Annotated in this window: 16 protein-coding genes and 1 tRNA gene; 3 read left to right on the forward strand and 14 right to left on the reverse strand. The window is 43.5% G+C overall.

Going from position 1 to position 15,597, the window contains the following annotated elements; translation table 11 throughout:
- The first annotated feature begins 270 nt into the window (after positions 1 to 270).
- From L2740_RS07145 to rimI, 3 genes are all read left to right on the forward strand, one after another.
- Positions 271 to 347: transfer RNA gene (locus L2740_RS07145), tRNA-Trp, on the forward strand.
- 209 nt (positions 348 to 556) lie between these two features.
- Positions 557 to 904 (forward strand): hypothetical protein, encoded by a 348-nt coding sequence (locus L2740_RS07150; protein ID WP_248949399.1) that lies wholly within the window; start codon positions 557 to 559, stop codon positions 902 to 904.
- Positions 904 to 1,353, forward strand: coding sequence for a ribosomal protein S18-alanine N-acetyltransferase (gene rimI / locus L2740_RS07155; RefSeq protein ID WP_248949691.1), 450 nt, complete (start codon positions 904 to 906; stop codon positions 1,351 to 1,353). Before L2740_RS07150 ends, rimI begins: the two co-directional genes overlap by 1 nt.
- Positions 1,354 to 1,436: 83 nt before the next feature.
- Here rimI and lipA read toward each other — a convergent pair whose 3' ends face one another.
- From lipA to leuS, 14 genes are all read right to left on the reverse strand, one after another.
- Positions 1,437 to 2,402: a lipoyl synthase gene (gene lipA / locus L2740_RS07160; protein WP_248472711.1), complete on the reverse strand. Its 966-nt coding sequence runs from the start codon at positions 2,400 to 2,402 to the stop codon at positions 1,437 to 1,439.
- Positions 2,395 to 3,054, reverse strand: a complete 660-nt coding sequence (gene lipB / locus L2740_RS07165; RefSeq protein WP_248472713.1) for a lipoyl(octanoyl) transferase LipB — start codon at positions 3,052 to 3,054, stop codon at positions 2,395 to 2,397. The genes lipA and lipB overlap by 8 nt, the downstream gene beginning before the upstream one ends.
- Before the next feature lie 94 nt (positions 3,055 to 3,148).
- The gene (ybeD, locus tag L2740_RS07170; RefSeq protein WP_248949400.1) at positions 3,149 to 3,415 is read right to left on the reverse strand and encodes a DUF493 family protein YbeD; all 267 of its coding nucleotides are present in this window, start codon (positions 3,413 to 3,415) and stop codon (positions 3,149 to 3,151) included.
- Between the two features lie 259 nt (positions 3,416 to 3,674).
- On the reverse strand, positions 3,675 to 4,847 hold the full coding sequence (locus L2740_RS07175; RefSeq protein ID WP_248472717.1) for a serine hydrolase: 1,173 nt from the start codon (positions 4,845 to 4,847) through the stop codon (positions 3,675 to 3,677).
- 103 nt (positions 4,848 to 4,950) lie between these two features.
- Positions 4,951 to 5,733 (reverse strand): septal ring lytic transglycosylase RlpA family protein, encoded by a 783-nt coding sequence (locus L2740_RS07180; protein ID WP_248949401.1) that lies wholly within the window; start codon positions 5,731 to 5,733, stop codon positions 4,951 to 4,953.
- The gene (gene mltB, locus L2740_RS07185; protein WP_248949402.1) at positions 5,720 to 6,718 is read right to left on the reverse strand and encodes a lytic murein transglycosylase B; all 999 of its coding nucleotides are present in this window, start codon (positions 6,716 to 6,718) and stop codon (positions 5,720 to 5,722) included. The genes L2740_RS07180 and mltB overlap by 14 nt, the downstream gene beginning before the upstream one ends.
- A gap of 88 nt (positions 6,719 to 6,806) precedes the next feature.
- Positions 6,807 to 7,913 (reverse strand): rod shape-determining protein RodA, encoded by a 1,107-nt coding sequence (rodA, locus tag L2740_RS07190; RefSeq protein WP_248949403.1) that lies wholly within the window; start codon positions 7,911 to 7,913, stop codon positions 6,807 to 6,809.
- Complete coding sequence (gene mrdA / locus L2740_RS07195) at positions 7,910 to 9,766, reverse strand: penicillin-binding protein 2 (protein WP_248949404.1); 1,857 nt, start codon at positions 9,764 to 9,766, stop codon at positions 7,910 to 7,912. The genes rodA and mrdA overlap by 4 nt, the downstream gene beginning before the upstream one ends.
- A gap of 83 nt (positions 9,767 to 9,849) precedes the next feature.
- Positions 9,850 to 10,320 (reverse strand): 23S rRNA (pseudouridine(1915)-N(3))-methyltransferase RlmH, encoded by a 471-nt coding sequence (gene rlmH, locus L2740_RS07200; protein ID WP_220780082.1) that lies wholly within the window; start codon positions 10,318 to 10,320, stop codon positions 9,850 to 9,852.
- The gene (gene rsfS, locus L2740_RS07205; protein WP_248949405.1) at positions 10,320 to 10,649 is read right to left on the reverse strand and encodes a ribosome silencing factor; all 330 of its coding nucleotides are present in this window, start codon (positions 10,647 to 10,649) and stop codon (positions 10,320 to 10,322) included. Before rsfS ends, rlmH begins: the two co-directional genes overlap by 1 nt.
- 99 nt (positions 10,650 to 10,748) lie before the next feature.
- Complete coding sequence (gene nadD, locus L2740_RS07210) at positions 10,749 to 11,399, reverse strand: nicotinate-nucleotide adenylyltransferase (protein WP_248949406.1); 651 nt, start codon at positions 11,397 to 11,399, stop codon at positions 10,749 to 10,751.
- Positions 11,399 to 12,430 carry a DNA polymerase III subunit delta gene (holA, locus tag L2740_RS07215; RefSeq protein ID WP_248949407.1) on the reverse strand — a complete coding sequence of 344 codons (1,032 nt, stop codon included), beginning with the start codon at positions 12,428 to 12,430 and terminating at the stop codon, positions 11,399 to 11,401. The genes nadD and holA overlap by 1 nt, the downstream gene beginning before the upstream one ends.
- On the reverse strand, positions 12,430 to 12,924 hold the full coding sequence (locus tag L2740_RS07220; protein ID WP_248472731.1) for an LPS-assembly lipoprotein LptE: 495 nt from the start codon (positions 12,922 to 12,924) through the stop codon (positions 12,430 to 12,432). Before L2740_RS07220 ends, holA begins: the two co-directional genes overlap by 1 nt.
- A gap of 33 nt (positions 12,925 to 12,957) precedes the next feature.
- Positions 12,958 to 15,537 carry a leucine--tRNA ligase gene (gene leuS, locus L2740_RS07225; protein ID WP_248949408.1) on the reverse strand — a complete coding sequence of 860 codons (2,580 nt, stop codon included), beginning with the start codon at positions 15,535 to 15,537 and terminating at the stop codon, positions 12,958 to 12,960.
- Between the last annotated feature and the right edge of the window lie 60 nt (positions 15,538 to 15,597).

Below are 15,597 nucleotides of genomic sequence, written 5' to 3' on the forward strand. Positions count from 1 at the left end.
GTTCCAATTGGTAGAACAGCGGTCTCCAAAACCGATGGTTGCGAGTTCGAGTCTTGCTACCCCTGCCAAATTCAGAAAAAGCCGAGCATTAGCTCGGCTTTTTCGTATCTGTCGTTTAGCATTATTTTACTTGTGAATTTTATACTGGTTGGCATTGACTGTTATTGTTGCTAAACGCTAATGTTGGCTGAAAAACCTGCAATTAGTCACTTACTCCTTAAATAGTGCTTTACCTTTTAAAGCAGTTTAAGCATAATGCGTTCCGTCAACAGGGGTATAGTTCCAATTGGTAGAACAGCGGTCTCCAAAACCGATGGTTGCGAGTTCGAGTCTTGCTACCCCTGCCAAATTCAGAAAAAGCCGAGCATTAGCTCGGCTTTTTCGTATCTGCAATTTAGCTTAATGTTATCGTCTGCTTGAGTTGCTTGAGTTGCTTGAGTTGCTTGAGATAGTTGCTGGGCTTGTGAGGTTGTTATTATAAACCTGTTTAACTAAGCGGGCGCTTACTGTTATGCTTTCGCTAATCCATTTATATCCTCTATTCGATTGAGTCGTCATGGAAAAGAATGCTTACCTTGATGCCATGGGCATTACTCGCTGGAAAAAAGCTGTGCCTCAAAATGAAGTACTCACAGTGCTGGTAAACCCACTTAGAATTAAAGAGGTTGATAGCCCTATCATTAGTAAAGTGCTTGCTTTGATAGGTGTTGATATTGCTCATTGTCGTTTTGCTGTTAGGGCTGAAGCTAACGCTAATGTGATTTGGGATATGCGTGGTAAGCAAGCGGTTGCTGGTGACGATAGACTCATTTCTGCTCCTATTAATGAACTTGAAGCAAATATTGAAGCTAAAAGGGCGTTGTGGGGCAACATGCAGGCTTATATGGCTAAAAAGGGAATATGATGCTTCCTGTATTGTTATCTGAAGATATGTCTTCTCAAATGGCTATTGTTGCTTCGAGAGCTCACAGTCACCCGATGAGTGAAGCAAGTATTAAGAGCTGTTTTGGTCATTTGTATACAAGCTTTGGGATTATCGAAGATGATTCGCTTTGTGGCTTTGCGATTTTGCATCAAATCTTTGAAGACGCAACCTTGATGGATATTTGTGTTGATCCTCTATCTCAAGGAAAGGGCTTTGGCAAAGCGCTACTAACAGCCGTTATTGCTGCAAGTAAAGAAAAGGGGGCTGAGGTACTTTTACTTGAAGTGAGACAATCTGGTTCTACTGCAAGAGCACTATATGAATCGCTTGGTTTCGAAACTACAGGTGTGCGTAAGGGCTACTATAAAACCCAAACTGGCACAGAGGATGCGATATTGATGCAGTTGGTATTAACCATTACAGACTAAAGCGAGTCGACTTAAGGCTAAATAAATTAGTACAAATAAAAATAGCGCCCAAAGGCGCTATTTTTATTGCTACAAAGAGGATATTACTTAACTTCTTTGCCTTGGGCTTGCAGATCTGCGTGGTAGCTTGAGCGAACTAGTGGACCACAAGCTGCATGAGTAAAGCCGATGCTTTCTGCAAGCTCTTTTAGCTCATCAAACTCAGCAGGCGATACATAGCGCTCTACTGGTAAGTGGAACTTAGATGGCTGCAGATACTGACCTAAAGTTAGCATTTCAACGTTATGAGCGCGTAAGTCATGTAATACTTGTGCGATTTCTTCGTTGCTTTCACCTAGACCCATCATCAAACCTGACTTGGTTGGAATATTAGGGTGACGATCTTTAAACTTCTTCAATAGATCAAGCGACCATTGATAGTTAGCACCTGGGCGCGCTTTGCGGTAATGCATTGGCGCCGTCTCTAGATTGTGGTTAAACACATCTGGTGGCTCAGTGGCTAAGATCTCCAGTGCTGCATCAATACGGCCGCGGAAATCAGGAACCAAAGTTTCAATCTTAATCTCTGGATTGAGTAAACGAATTTCGCGAATACAATCAGCAAAGTGCTGTGCACCGCCGTCACGTAAATCATCACGGTCAACTGAAGTAATAACAACGTACTTCAATTTCATATCTTTAATGGTTTGAGCTAATTTCTTTGGCTCTTCAGCATCAGGCTTTAGCGGACGACCATGGGCTACATCGCAGAATGGACAGCGACGAGTACAAATCGCGCCTAAGATCATAAAGGTCGCGGTGCCGTGGTTAAAGCACTCAGACAGATTCGGGCAAGATGCCTCTTCACAAACTGAATGTAAGCCATTTTTACGCAGAGCTTGTTTAATATCGGTAATACGCTGATTTGATGCAGGTAACTTTACTCGCAGCCAATCAGGCTTTCTAAGCATGGTGTCACGTTCAGATGGCACCACTTTCACAGGGATGCGCGAAACCTTATCGGCGTCTCTTAGTTTAACGCCAGGTTGTAATCTTTCAGGCCTATTCATATGACTCTGGTAATCCTTGGTGGTGAACTAGCTTATCTAAACCGAGTTCTTGGCTGAGAGTTTCAATTAGCTGCAGACCTGCGTCTTCGACGGTTTGTGGTCCACCAAGCTGCTTGCATTGGATCATTTCCATACCAGCGTAACCACAAGGGTTAATACGCTGAAATGGCGACATATCCATATCGACATTAAGGGCCAATCCATGGAATGAACATCCTTTACGGATCCGTAAACCTAAGGATGCAATTTTGCGTTCTTCAACATAAACCCCTGGTGCATCAGCTTTGGCATAGGCTTCTATCTGATGACGCTTAAGCATGTTGATAATGCTTTGCTCAATATGGGTGACAAGTTGGCGTACACCCACTTTAAGCCGCTTAATATCGAGGAGAGGGTAAACAACCAGCTGTCCTGGCCCGTGATAGGTCACTTGGCCACCTCGGTCAACCTGAATAACAGGAATGTCACCTGGGTTTAGGATGTGCTCACTCTTGCCTGCTTGGCCTTGAGTAAATACTGGATTATGTTCAACAATCCAGATCTCATCTTGACTGTTTTCATCGCGATTATCTGTGTAGTGCTGCATTGCATGCCACACAGTTTCGTAATCTTGTTTACCTAAATTGCGAATGTGCAAAGCGTTGTCGTACAAGGGCAACCTCTCCCCTCAAATATTTGTGGGGGCTATTATACGCTGCAAAATGACAAATGTAATCTAGATCACATTTATCATTGATGAGTAATATTTAAAGTACGCGTTTTACACCGTCAATTGCGGCCAATTCGGTGTAAAGTTGTTCAATGTGATCTTTACTGGTTACTGTTACGCGGATAGTTACTGAGTAGTAAGTACCTTTGCTTGATGCTTTAGTTGATGGTGCGTAGTCACCTGGAGCTAAGCTTTGTGCTACAGCTACAACGCGATCAGCTAGTGTTTCGCTTGCATCGCCAACAACTTTAAATGGAAATGAATTAGGAAATTCCATTAACTCATCAAATTTAGTCTCTAACATTTTTTTGCTCTCAACAATTTCAATTACACTTATATGGTGGCAATTATACCTAATTCAAGGCCGATGCGCTTGTTTGATAGTAATGCTTAGTAGATGTGGATTCACACTTTGGTTTTTGCCAATAAACTTACAGGTGAAGTGAACTACAAGAAGTTAGCTGCTGATGAGGGCGGGAACTGTTAAAATATTGATGCAAATAGAGATAAGTTAAAAAACTAAAAAGCCACCCGAAGGTGGCTTTTTGCTAGGTTACTTTAGCTTAGCTAAACCAGCCAGAAAACATCTGCTTAAAGTAATCCATTAATTTGCTAAACCAGCTACCTTCATTAACTTCTTGTAGAGTAACAAGTGGGAACTGAGCAATATCTTTACCGTTAAGTTGGAAATAGATACGACCAACAGTTTCACCTTTAGCAATTGGTGCTTTTAGCTCTTTGGTTAGTTCAAAGTTTGCTTGTAGGTTTTTAGCTTGGCCGCGGCTGATTGTGATTGGTGTATCAGTGGTTACACCTAGATCAACAGTTTCACGATCGCCGTACCATATCTTCTGGGTAACGAAAGTGTCACCTGCAGAATATGGAGTAACTGTTTCAAAGAAACGGAAGCCATAGTTAAGTAGTTTCTTACTTTCAGCTTTGCGTGCAGCTTCACTCTTAGTACCCATAACTACCGAGATTAGACGCATGCCATCTTTCGTTGCTGAAGTAACAAGGTTAAAACCTGCACCTGAAGTGTGGCCCGTTTTGATACCATCAACACTTAAGCTTTTATCCCATAACAAGCCATTACGGTTGTACTGCTTAATGCCGTTATAAGTGAACGATTTCTCTTTGTATACTGCGTATTCTTCTGGTACGTCACGAATAATCGCAGCACCTAGAATCGCCATATCGTAAGCGGTGGTTTTGTGGTTATCTGAATCTAAACCATGGCTGTTTTCAAAATAGCTATCTTGCATATTTAGCTGTTTTGCCCATGAGTTCATTAAATCAACAAAGCCGTCTTCGGTACCGGCAATATGTTCTGCCATAGCAACACAAGCATCGTTACCTGACTGAATAATAATGCCTTTGTTTAGATCTTCTACAGAAACGGTTTTACCGACTTCGATAAACATTTTTGAAGAGTCAGGGAAGTTCTTCGACCAAGCATTTTTACTGATGGTTACTTCATCGCTTGGAGAGATGTTGCCAACTTTTATTTCGTGACCAATAACATAACTGGTCATCATCTTGGTCAAACTGGCTGGATTTAGGCTTTCGTAAGCATTTTCTTCTGCGATAATTTGGCCTGTGTTGTAGTCCATTAACACATAAGCTTTAGCTGCTACAGTAGGTGCATTTGGGGTGACAACAGGAGCGGCTTGTGCTGACAATACGGCGACTGAGCTCGCAAGCAAAAGCGTTTTTAGAGGTTTGTTCAGTAAATTCATATTAATAATGCACGTCTTAATAGTTTGGTATGAAGAAAGTGTAATTCCTGCGAGTATATCATTAGTCGACAACGGAATTCAGCGTTGGTTCATTAAACATGGTTCATTCAGTAAGCAGATAACTGCTTGGGTAACCCTCTGTTTTTAGCTTTTCTGTTAGCTTATTGGCGAGAGTTGACTGAGAAATCGGTCCAAGTTGCAATCTATATAAGTTATCGCCGCTTTGAACTCGGCTTTTTACTTGGTATTTTTGCTCAAGGCTGTTAGCTAAACTTTCAATGCGCTCTTTACTCGAAGATGCGACAACTTGAATATAATGTTGCTTAGTACCTTTTAATTCTGCAAGCGCGGCTGATTCTGGAACGGCGATATAAATGACTTCTAAGCTAACGTTTGCTGTTCCTGTTTTTAGCATGTCGAGTCGGTGAGCGGCTGCATAGGAGAGATCGATAACACGGTCTTCATGGAACGGACCTCTATCGTTTACGCGCACTATAACGGTTTTGTCATTTTTAAGGTTAGTGACCTTTACGTAGCTAGGCAGTGGCAAAGTTTTATGAGCCGCTGACATAGAATACATATCATAGGTTTCGCCGTTTGAAGTCAGGTGGCCATGAAACTTAGCGCCATACCATGAGGCAATACCTTTCTCTGCGTAGCCTTCGCCTGTACTCATCACATTGTAGCTTTTACCTAAAACGGTGTAAGTGCTTTTGTTACCGCCGCGGCTGTAGGGCTCATACTTAGGGTGAGCGTCTTCTACTTTGGTTACATCTGGCGCAGAGGTGGGGGCCTTATCGTTGTCAATCTCATAACGACCGCTACTCGAACACGCTGAGAGCGCTGCAATGACAACTAAAATACTAAGGACTTTATTGAGTAACATAAGCTTTCTTTAATTCCTGACTAAACTGATAAACCGCCATAGCATACAGTGGGCTACGGTTATAACGGGTGATAACATAAAAGTTCTTAAGCCCTAACCAGTATTCATCGTGATCAGCTTGCTCAAGTTTAACTAACATAGCTGGCTGTGACACATCTAAATCCATAGACTCTGCTAGTGCGACTTCTGGTGATAAGATATCTGCAACCTTGTAGTGCAAGCGCTCACCAGACCATGTTTTTAGGTTATCAGGTAAGTCTTTATTCAAGGTTAATTGTAATGTTACCGGTTGACCTTTTTGCCAGCCATGCTGGTGAAAATAGTTAGCTACGCTGCCTATGGCATCTGCTTTACTGTTTAACAAGTCACGCTTACCGTCATTGTCAAAATCGACTGCGTAGTGGCGGTAGCTAGACGGAATAAATTGGCCAAAGCCCATTGCTCCAGCATAAGAACCTTTCAAGTTATTAATATCTAACCGCTCTTCCTTTACTAATGACTGCAAGTTTGCAAATTCACTGCGGAAGAACTTAGCTCTTGGTGGATAGTGGAAGCCTAAAGTATAGAGGGCATCTTTTACTGGGTAGTTACCCATATAACCGCCGTAAAAGGTTTCGATACCGATAATTGCTACGATAATTTGCGGGTCGACATTAAATTCTTTTGAAGCTTTAGCAATAAGATCCGCATGTTCATTCCAAAAGGCTAAACCTTTATCGAGACGCTTTTCAGTTAGAAAAATAGGGTAGTACTGATGCCAAGGTTTAGCTTCCCAAGGCTTAGTCATAGCATCAATTACTGCTTGGTTGTATTCGGCATTGGCAATGAATTGGCTGATTTCGTCAGGCTCGAAGCCTTTTTCAGTTTGAGTTTTCATAAACTCAGCTTTGAGTGCATCAACTTCAGCTGATGTTGGGGCTGCAATGGCAGAGCAAGAGAGAAAAGTGAAAGCCATAGGTGTAACTAAGCGCTTAAAAAAATTCATTTACAGGCAGTCCTTATTAAACGAATAGCATTGTGGTAGGTAATATTGAATGCGCCACAATGCTAATAATGTTGTGTATTGAGCTATTTTACCTATCGATAAAACGTCTATGAGTATGGATACTCATTAAGATGCCAAAACCGACCATTAGTGTCAGCATAGATGTACCACCATAACTGATTAATGGCAACGGAACACCTACAACGGGTAAAAGGCCTGAAACCATACCAATGTTGACAAAAATATAGACGAAGAAGGTTAAGGTAATACTACCCGCTAGTAAACGAGCAAAACTGGTTTGCGCGCGTGAGGCAATGACCAAGCCGCGGCCAATAATATAAAGGTAAAGTGCCAGCAGCAGTAAAGCACCGATTAAACCAAACTCTTCACCGATAACTGCAAAAATAAAGTCAGTATGACGCTCAGGTAAAAACTCCAATTGCGATTGAGTTCCCTGTAGCCAACCTTTTCCAAATAGACCGCCAGAACCAATGGCAATCTTAGATTGAATAATATGGTAGCCTGCACCGAGAGGATCTTTTTCTGGGTCGAGCAGGGTCAATACACGAGTACGCTGGTAGTCATGCATTAAGAAAAACCACAGTACAGGTAACATAGCCAGTACACTACCAATGAAACTACCTACAATACGCCAGCTCATACCCGATAAAAACAGTACGAAAATACCCGAGGCGGCAACCAAAATTGAGGTGCCAAGATCCGGCTGTTTAGCAATTAGGATTGTCGGAACGAGTAAGATTACCCCTGCACCAGCGAGATAGCGCTTTTTAGGTGGCAGTGGGAACTTACTGATGTACCACGCCATAGTAATAGGGAAGGCGAGTTTCATTAGTTCAGATGGCTGAAACTCCATAAAACCAAGGTTTAACCAGCGCTGTGCCCCTTTATTGATTTCACCAAAAAAGTGCACACCTATCAGTAGAATAATACCTGTTATATAGATTGGAAACGCCCAGCGTCTGAGTACCTCTGGGTTAATTTGCGCAACCGCGAACATCACCACTAACGATAAGCCCATGCGAAAAAGCTGACGATCCATCAGCGCGAGATCTTCACCGCCAGCAGAGTAAATCACGAAAAGTCCAAAGCCCATCAGTGCTAATAGACCGAATAACAGTGGCAAGTCTATGTGTAAGCGTTGCCAGATGTTTGGACGGGTATTGTGTGCACTCATTTTGTTTTATTCCATGAATCTCTTAATAAATACTCATCGAGCAGAGCTCGAGCAACAGGGCCAGCGTTAACACCACCCCAACCGGCGTTTTCAAGTACAACGGCTAGTACAATCTTAGGGTTTTCATAAGGCGCGTAGGCCACGATGAGGGCGTTATCGCGTAGGCGCTCATCAATATTTTCCGCATCGTATTCTTCATCTTGCGCCACACTAAATACCTGCGCGGTACCGGTTTTCATTGCTGCTGTGTACAGCGCATCGGTAAAGCGTGACTTATGGGCTGTATCACGCATCGCTTCATTGATGATGTCCCAGTTTTTAGGATCTTTTAATACAATCGGTGGCAACTCATCTGGTGGGGTGTCGATTTTTGCCGTTTGGTCTTGAATTGACTTGAGCATATGCGGCACAAAACGGCGGCCGTTGTTAGCTAAAATCGCCGTAGCATTAGCAAGTTGCAGTGGCGTGGTGGTCCAATAGCCTTGGCCAATACCTACAGAAATTGTGTCACCGATATACCAAGGTTGGTTATAGCGCAGACGCTTCCAGTCTTTAGATGGCATGATGCCTGCTGATTCTTCAAAAATATCTACCCCAGTGCGCTCACCAAAGCCAAATGGCTGCATAAAGTTAGCAATGGAGTCGACTCCTGTTTTGTAAGCTAAGTCGTAAAAATAGGTATCGCAGGAGCTAACGATTGCGCTGTTAACATCTACCCAGCCGTGGCCCCAACGTTTCCAGTCACGATATTTCCGTTCAACCCCTGGGATCTGCCAAAAACCAGGATCCCAGATACGGGTTTTTGCGGTAACAGTTTTGTTCTCTAAGCCAAGTAGGGCTAAGTGAGGTTTTACCGTTGATGCCGGTGCATATTGGCCTTGAGTAGCACGATTAATCAATGGGCGCGATTTAGAGTTTAAAAGCTCGCTATAAGCTTTACTGCTAATCCCGTGTACAAACTGATTTGGATCGTAAGTCGGGCTCGATATTAGCGCTAAAATGCCACCATCTCTTGGGTCTATCGCTACAATAGAGCCACGACGGCCATTAAGCAGTTCTAAGGCTTTTTTCTGTAGGTTAAGATCTAGCGTTAGATAGATATCTTGTCCTGGAACTGGGGGCTCTGATTTTAGGGTGCGAATAGTTCGACCGCGGTTATTGACCTCTTCTTCAAGGTGACCGGGTTTGCCAAGTAACATACTCTCATAGAACTTTTCGATGCCTTGCTTACCAATATCTTTGGTTGCGGCGTAATTTGCCCACAAATTGTTGCGCTCTAGAGATGTTTGGTCTCGGCTATTAATCTTGCCTACGTAACCTAAAGCATGGGTCATTAAACCGTTATAAGGATAATGGCGTTTTAGACCTGCCTCTACAGAAATCCCCGGGAAGCGATGCTGGTTAACACTAAATTCGGCAACTTGCTCTTCGGTAAGCTTGTTTTTAATGGTTAACGGTTTAAAGCGGCGGTGATATTTGAGCGCATCGAGTACGTTTTCTTTGTCATCAGCAGACAGTTCAATAACCTGACTTAACTCATCCAAAGTTTCGCTGACGTTTTTAACCTTTTCAGGCACCATCTCTAACGAGAAAAATGGTTGGTTTTCAGCGAGAAGCTGGCCATGGCGGTCGTAAATAAGACCACGGCTCGGGGCAATAGGAACAACACGAATGCGATTGTCGTTTGAGCGAGTTTCGTAATCTTTAAAAGAGGTGATTTGCAGATTATAAAGATTTGCGAGCAATAAGCTCAGCAGGATAAACACACATAAAAACGTAAACAGGGCACGACTTTTAAATAGCGACGCTTCGGCCGCATGGTCGTTCATGGTTATGCGCTTTCTTGGGGACACTTACATTCTCTCCTGCTTAAAAAAGGGTGCCAAGCACATATCCTATCCTGTTAAGGCCTGTTCAGTTTATTATGATGTCGATATTATTCTCTATGGTATGGATGATTATTATTAATGCTCCAGCCTCGATAAAGGCTTTCAGCAACAATCACACGTACCAAAGGGTGAGGCAGGGTTAATGCAGATAGACACCAGCTTTGTGCTGCGGCCTGTTTGCATTCCGGTGATAAACCTTCAGGGCCACCAATCAACAAGCTAACATCACGGCCATCGAGTAGCCATTTATTCATTTGCTCTGCTAATTGCGGTGTTGTCAGGTTTTTACCTGGTAGATCCAGGCTAACGATATGGTTCCCTTTAGGGATCGCTGCCAACATTAACTCGCCCTCTTTTTGCAGAATGCGAGCTATATCGGCATTTTTACCACGTTTGCCAGCGGGGATTTCAATTAACTCGAGCGCCATATCTCGAGGAAAGCGGCGCTGATATTCTTTGAAACCTGTTTCAACCCAATCTGGCATGCGGGTTCCAACTGCGACTAACTGAATCTTCATTACTCAGGCTTTTCTGACCAAAGTTTTTCAAGCTGGTAGAAATCGCGAGTTTGATCTTGCATTACGTGCATGATCACATCGCCTAGGTCTACAAGAACCCATTCACTGCTCTCACGGCCTTCAACACCTAAAATGCTAAGACCAGCACGCTTAGATTCAACCACTAGATTTTCAGCGATTGCTTTAACGTGTGTTTTTGAGTTACCAGTACATACAACCATAAAATCGGCGATGTTTGATTTCTCTGATACGTCCATTACAACGATATCTTTTGCTTTAAGGTCTTCAACCTTATCAATTACAAATTGCTTTAACTCTGCGCTTTCCACGCTGGTACCCCATTAATTTTAAGACAGCGCGATAGTATAGCAGTATTTCAGATCTAGATTAATAGCTCTGCCTATAAATATCTGCGTTTTGCGTAGGGTTTATTCTGTTTTGCTTAAGAAGTCGGTCTGGTAAAGCTGGTGTTGTTGAATATAAGTTTGAATGGATAGTGGCATTGTTGTAGCTGGAATACTGCCGTGCTGCAATTGCTGGCGTATCGCGGTTGATGAAATATCTTGCTCTAGGATATCAAGCATAAATATCTCGCCAGTACCTAATGTGCTTGGTTTTTCATTATTATGAATGTGTAGTTTGAGTAATGCTTGAATGGGGTCTTTATCTGTGAGCTGCCAGCCGGGGCGCTTACATACAACGATGTGGCAAAGACGAAATAATTGTTGCCATTGATACCATTTATTGAGATTTAAAAATGAGTCCATTCCCATGATGAAATAAAATTCATGCTGAGGGAAAAGCATATTGAGTTGCTCAAGGGTTTTTGCGGTATAAGAGGGGGTTTCTCTTTTAGCTTCAATATCACAGACTTTAAAGCCTGCTAGTTCGTCACAAACAAGCTGCGCCATCGCTAATCTATCTTGCGTGCTGACATGTGTCCCTTGTTTGTGAGGCGGAATATGGTTTGGCATCAGCCAGATCTCATCCAGCGCAAGCTGCTGCTTAACCTCTTGCGCTGGACGAATATGGCCGAAATGTATCGGGTCAAATGTGCCACCTAAAATGCCGATTTTCATTAGGCGAGATCAATATGGCTAAGTTTATGGTGAGCCTTAGGATCAAATAATAAGCTGACATGGCTTAGGCCTGTCCAATCCTCTATACCTTGCTGCTTAAGCTTTAACTCGATTGCTGAAGTGGCTGCAAGCAGGCTTTCAACATGGTTAAGCTCAAGGCGGTTGAGCGCGGTTTGATAGATAGGCTTGCGTTTATCCCAGATCCGCAGTTTACTCCATACCCCCTGTAGTGGCTGGCGATTATTTTGTGTGGACTTTAGTTGCATTAATATCCCGAGCTCTTTAAAGACTGACCAAAGAATAATCGGCATAGCAACGCCCCCGCTTTTAAGCTGCGACAGAATGTGCTGTGCTTTATCTTGCTGATTATTGAGCATGGCATCGGTTAGCTGAAATACGCTAAAACGCGATTGATCTTCAAAATATTGGCTCAGTTGATCGCAATCAATTGCTGCATTGGGGCTCAGCAACTGCAGTAGCTGTAAGGCTTGATCCGCAGCTAGCAAATTACCTTCATATAGGGCAAACAGCATTTCTCGCGGATCTCGTCCCATAGATAAACCATAGTGATTTATCCGTCCGTCTAACCAGCGCTGAAACTGTGCACCTTCTGGCGTAGTGCAAGGAACATATAGTCCCTTAGCATCTAGGCTTTTAAACCATTTACTTTTGGTTTGTTCACTGGCGAGCTTTGGCCCTGTTAATATCAGTAATACATCTGGGTTATCCATTTGCATTAATGATTGCAGCATGGCGCTGCCTTCAGTGCCAGGTTTCGCTTGGGGAAGTGTTAACTCAATAATGCGGCGGCTTGAAAACAAGCTCATTGCTTGCCATTGCTCATAAAGCTCATTCCAGCTAAACCCGGTTTCTTGGGTTAACTGAATTTTCTCTTCAAAGCCTTGGCGTTTCGCCTCAGTATGCAGTGCTGCTCGGCTTTGTTCGCATAACCACGGGTCATCACCGAAAATAAGGCAACATTGAGGTAAAGGAGAAAGCTGGCGCACTAGCTGATCTGGGTAGACCCGCATTAATTGACCTCTGCTGCCGCCAGAGTTTGAATAATTCTGTCAGCTGCTTGAATACGCATCTCTTTTAGCAGAAGTTCCATTTCACGGCTTTTTGCTAATGCGGTACGCGGATCATCAAGGTAATCACGGTGGATTGCTACGTCAAAGCGCTGTGATTCGGCTTCTGGTAGCTGTACTGCAAAACTAACCTGATAGGTAAGCTCATATTCAGCAACGTTACCAGTAGGATAGATTGAAAGGGTTGTACGGTCTAAAGAGTCGTTGATGATCCTTAGTGCTGCAACGTCGTCATTAGGAGACACCACTGCAATACTGTTTAAGCGAAGGCGTTCACGCACTAGGCGAGTTAGTTCGCTGTATTCATCTTGACTACTAAGGCTTAGGGTTTGTAGCTGCTCAGGAATAGAGTAGCTACCTTGTAACCTAAAGCCGCAACCCGCACTGAGTAAAATGCTCAGTGCTAAGGTTGCTAAAATTATGCGTTTAATTAGCATAGGCTTTATATTGTCTTCCTTGTGTATAAAGGATTAGTTAGCAACGATATTGAGCAGTTTGCCCGGTACGTAGATAACTTTACGAACTTCTTTACCTTCGGTGTGCTTGATCACGCCGTCTTCAGCCATACCTGCAGCTTCAACTTCTTCTTTGCTTGCATCTGCAGCAACGGTGATTTTAGCGCGAAGCTTGCCGTTAACCTGAACGATAATCAGCTTGCTGTCTTCAACCAAGGCAGATTCATCAACCTTTGGCCATAACACATCTTCAATTGCACCTTGGTTACCTAATTCATTCCATAATACAAAACATGTATGTGGAATGATTGGGTATAGCAGACGGATAACAGCATTTAATGCTTCTTGCATTAGTGCTTTATCTTGCTCTGTTTCAGTCGGTGCTTTTTGTAGACGGTTCATCAATTCCATGATTGATGCAATCGCGGTGTTGAACATCTGACGACGTTCAATATCATCACCCACTTTAGCAATTGTCTTGTGTAGTTCACGACGCAGCTCTTTTTGGGCAGCGTTTAGTGATTTAACATCAAGCTCAACAGTTGGGCCTGTTGCGATATGATCGTGTGCAGTTTTCCACAAACGTTTAATAAAGCGATGCGCGCCTTCAACACTTGATTCTTGCCACTCAAGCGTTAGCTCTGGTGGTGCTGCGAACATCATAAATAGACGTACTGTGTCTGCGCCGTACTTATCAACCATTTCTTGTGGGTCGATACCGTTGTTCTTAGACTTAGACATCTTACTCATACCGGTATAAACCAGTTCATTGCCTTCGCTGTCTACGGCCTTAACTGTGCGACCTTTGTCGTCAGTTTCAAGTACAGTTACATCAGATGGAGCAACCCAAATACGTGCGCCTTTCTCATTGGTGTAGTAGTAAGCATCAGCCAGTACCATACCTTGAGTCAGTAGACGTTTAGCTGGCTCATCAGAGTTCACTAGACCAGTGTCACGCAATAACTTGTGGAAGAAGCGGAAGTACAATAGGTGCATACAAGCATGCTCAATACCACCAATGTATTGATCAACTGGCAACCAGTAGTTTGCTTTTGCAGGATCAAGCATTTCGTCTGCATCAGGGCTACAGTAACGAGCGTAATACCAAGATGATTCCATAAAGGTATCGAAGGTATCTGTTTCGCGGAATGCTTCTTGACCATTAACAGTGGTTTTAGCCCACTCTTTATCAGACTTGATTGGGCTTTGGATACCATCCATAACCACATCTTCTGGCAAGATCACTGGTAATTGATCTTCAGGAGTTGGCATCACTGTGCCATCTGCCAAAGTGACCATTGGAATTGGTGCACCCCAGTAACGCTGACGAGAAACACCCCAGTCACGTAGACGGAAGTTTACTTGGCGCTTACCTTTACCTTCAGCTGTTAGCTTGGCATCGATTGCGTCAAATGCCGCTTGGAAGTCTAAACCGTCAAATTCAGCAGAGTTAAATAGCACGCCTTTTTCAGTGTAGGCTTCTTCGCTGATATCAACGTCGCCGTCAACAGGCTTAACAACTGCTTCGATGTTTAGGCCGTACTTTTTAGCAAACTCATAATCACGTTGGTCGTGAGCAGGAACCGACATTACCGCGCCGGTACCGTAGTTCATTAATACGAAGTTACCTACCCAGATTGGCACTTCTTTACCCGTGATTGGGTGAATAGCATTTAAGCCTGTAGCAACACCTTTCTTTTCCATTGCAGCCATAGCAGCTTCAGTGGTATCAGCGTTTTTACATTCTTCAATGAACTCAACAAGAGCTGGGTTGTTAGCGGCTGCTTGTTCAGCTAGTGGGTGAGCAGCAGCAATAGCAACATAAGTTACGCCCATAACAGTGTCAGGACGAGTCGTGTAGATATCAAAGCTCTGATCGCTACCTGCAACCTGGAACGTCATCTCGATACCTTCGCTACGACCGATCCAGTTACGCTGCATGGTCTTAACTTGCTCAGGCCACTCTTCTAACGTATCGATGTCGTTTAGCAGCTCTTCAGCGTACTCAGTGATTTTAATGAACCACTGTGGGATCTCTTTTTGCTCAACTGTGGTGTCACAGCGCCAGCAGCAACCGTCGATAACTTGCTCGTTGGCAAGAACGGTTTCATCGTTTGGGCACCAGTTAACAGAAGAAGTCTTTTTGTACACTAGGCCTTTTTCATACAGCTTAGTAAAGAACCACTGTTCCCAGCGATAGTATTCTGGGGTACAAGTTGCGATTTCACGCGACCAGTCATAACCGAAACCTAGCATTTTTAGCTGGTTCTTCATGTAGTCGATGTTTTCGTAAGTCCAAGGTGCTGGTGCAGTCTTGTTTTTGATTGCAGCGTTTTCAGCAGGCAGGCCGAAAGAGTCCCAACCGATTGGTTGAAGCACGTTTTTACCTTGCAGACGTTGGTAACGAGAGACAACATCGCCTATGGTGTAGTTACGTACGTGACCCATGTGCAGTCGACCCGATGGGTACGGAAACATAGAAAGGCAGTAGTACTTTTCTTTGTTTGCGTCTTCGGTAACTTCAAATGTTTTGGTGTCTTGCCAGTGCTGCTGCACTTTAGCTTCAATTTCTGAAGGAGTATATTGCTCTTGCATCAATCTATTTCCGGCCATGCCGCCTATTGTTTGATCTAGCGCTATAACAGCGCGAGTTAT

Origin of the sequence: Shewanella pneumatophori, from assembly GCF_023283895.1 — a bacterium.
In the GTDB taxonomy this organism is placed as follows: Bacteria; Pseudomonadota; Gammaproteobacteria; order Enterobacterales; family Shewanellaceae; genus Shewanella; species Shewanella pneumatophori.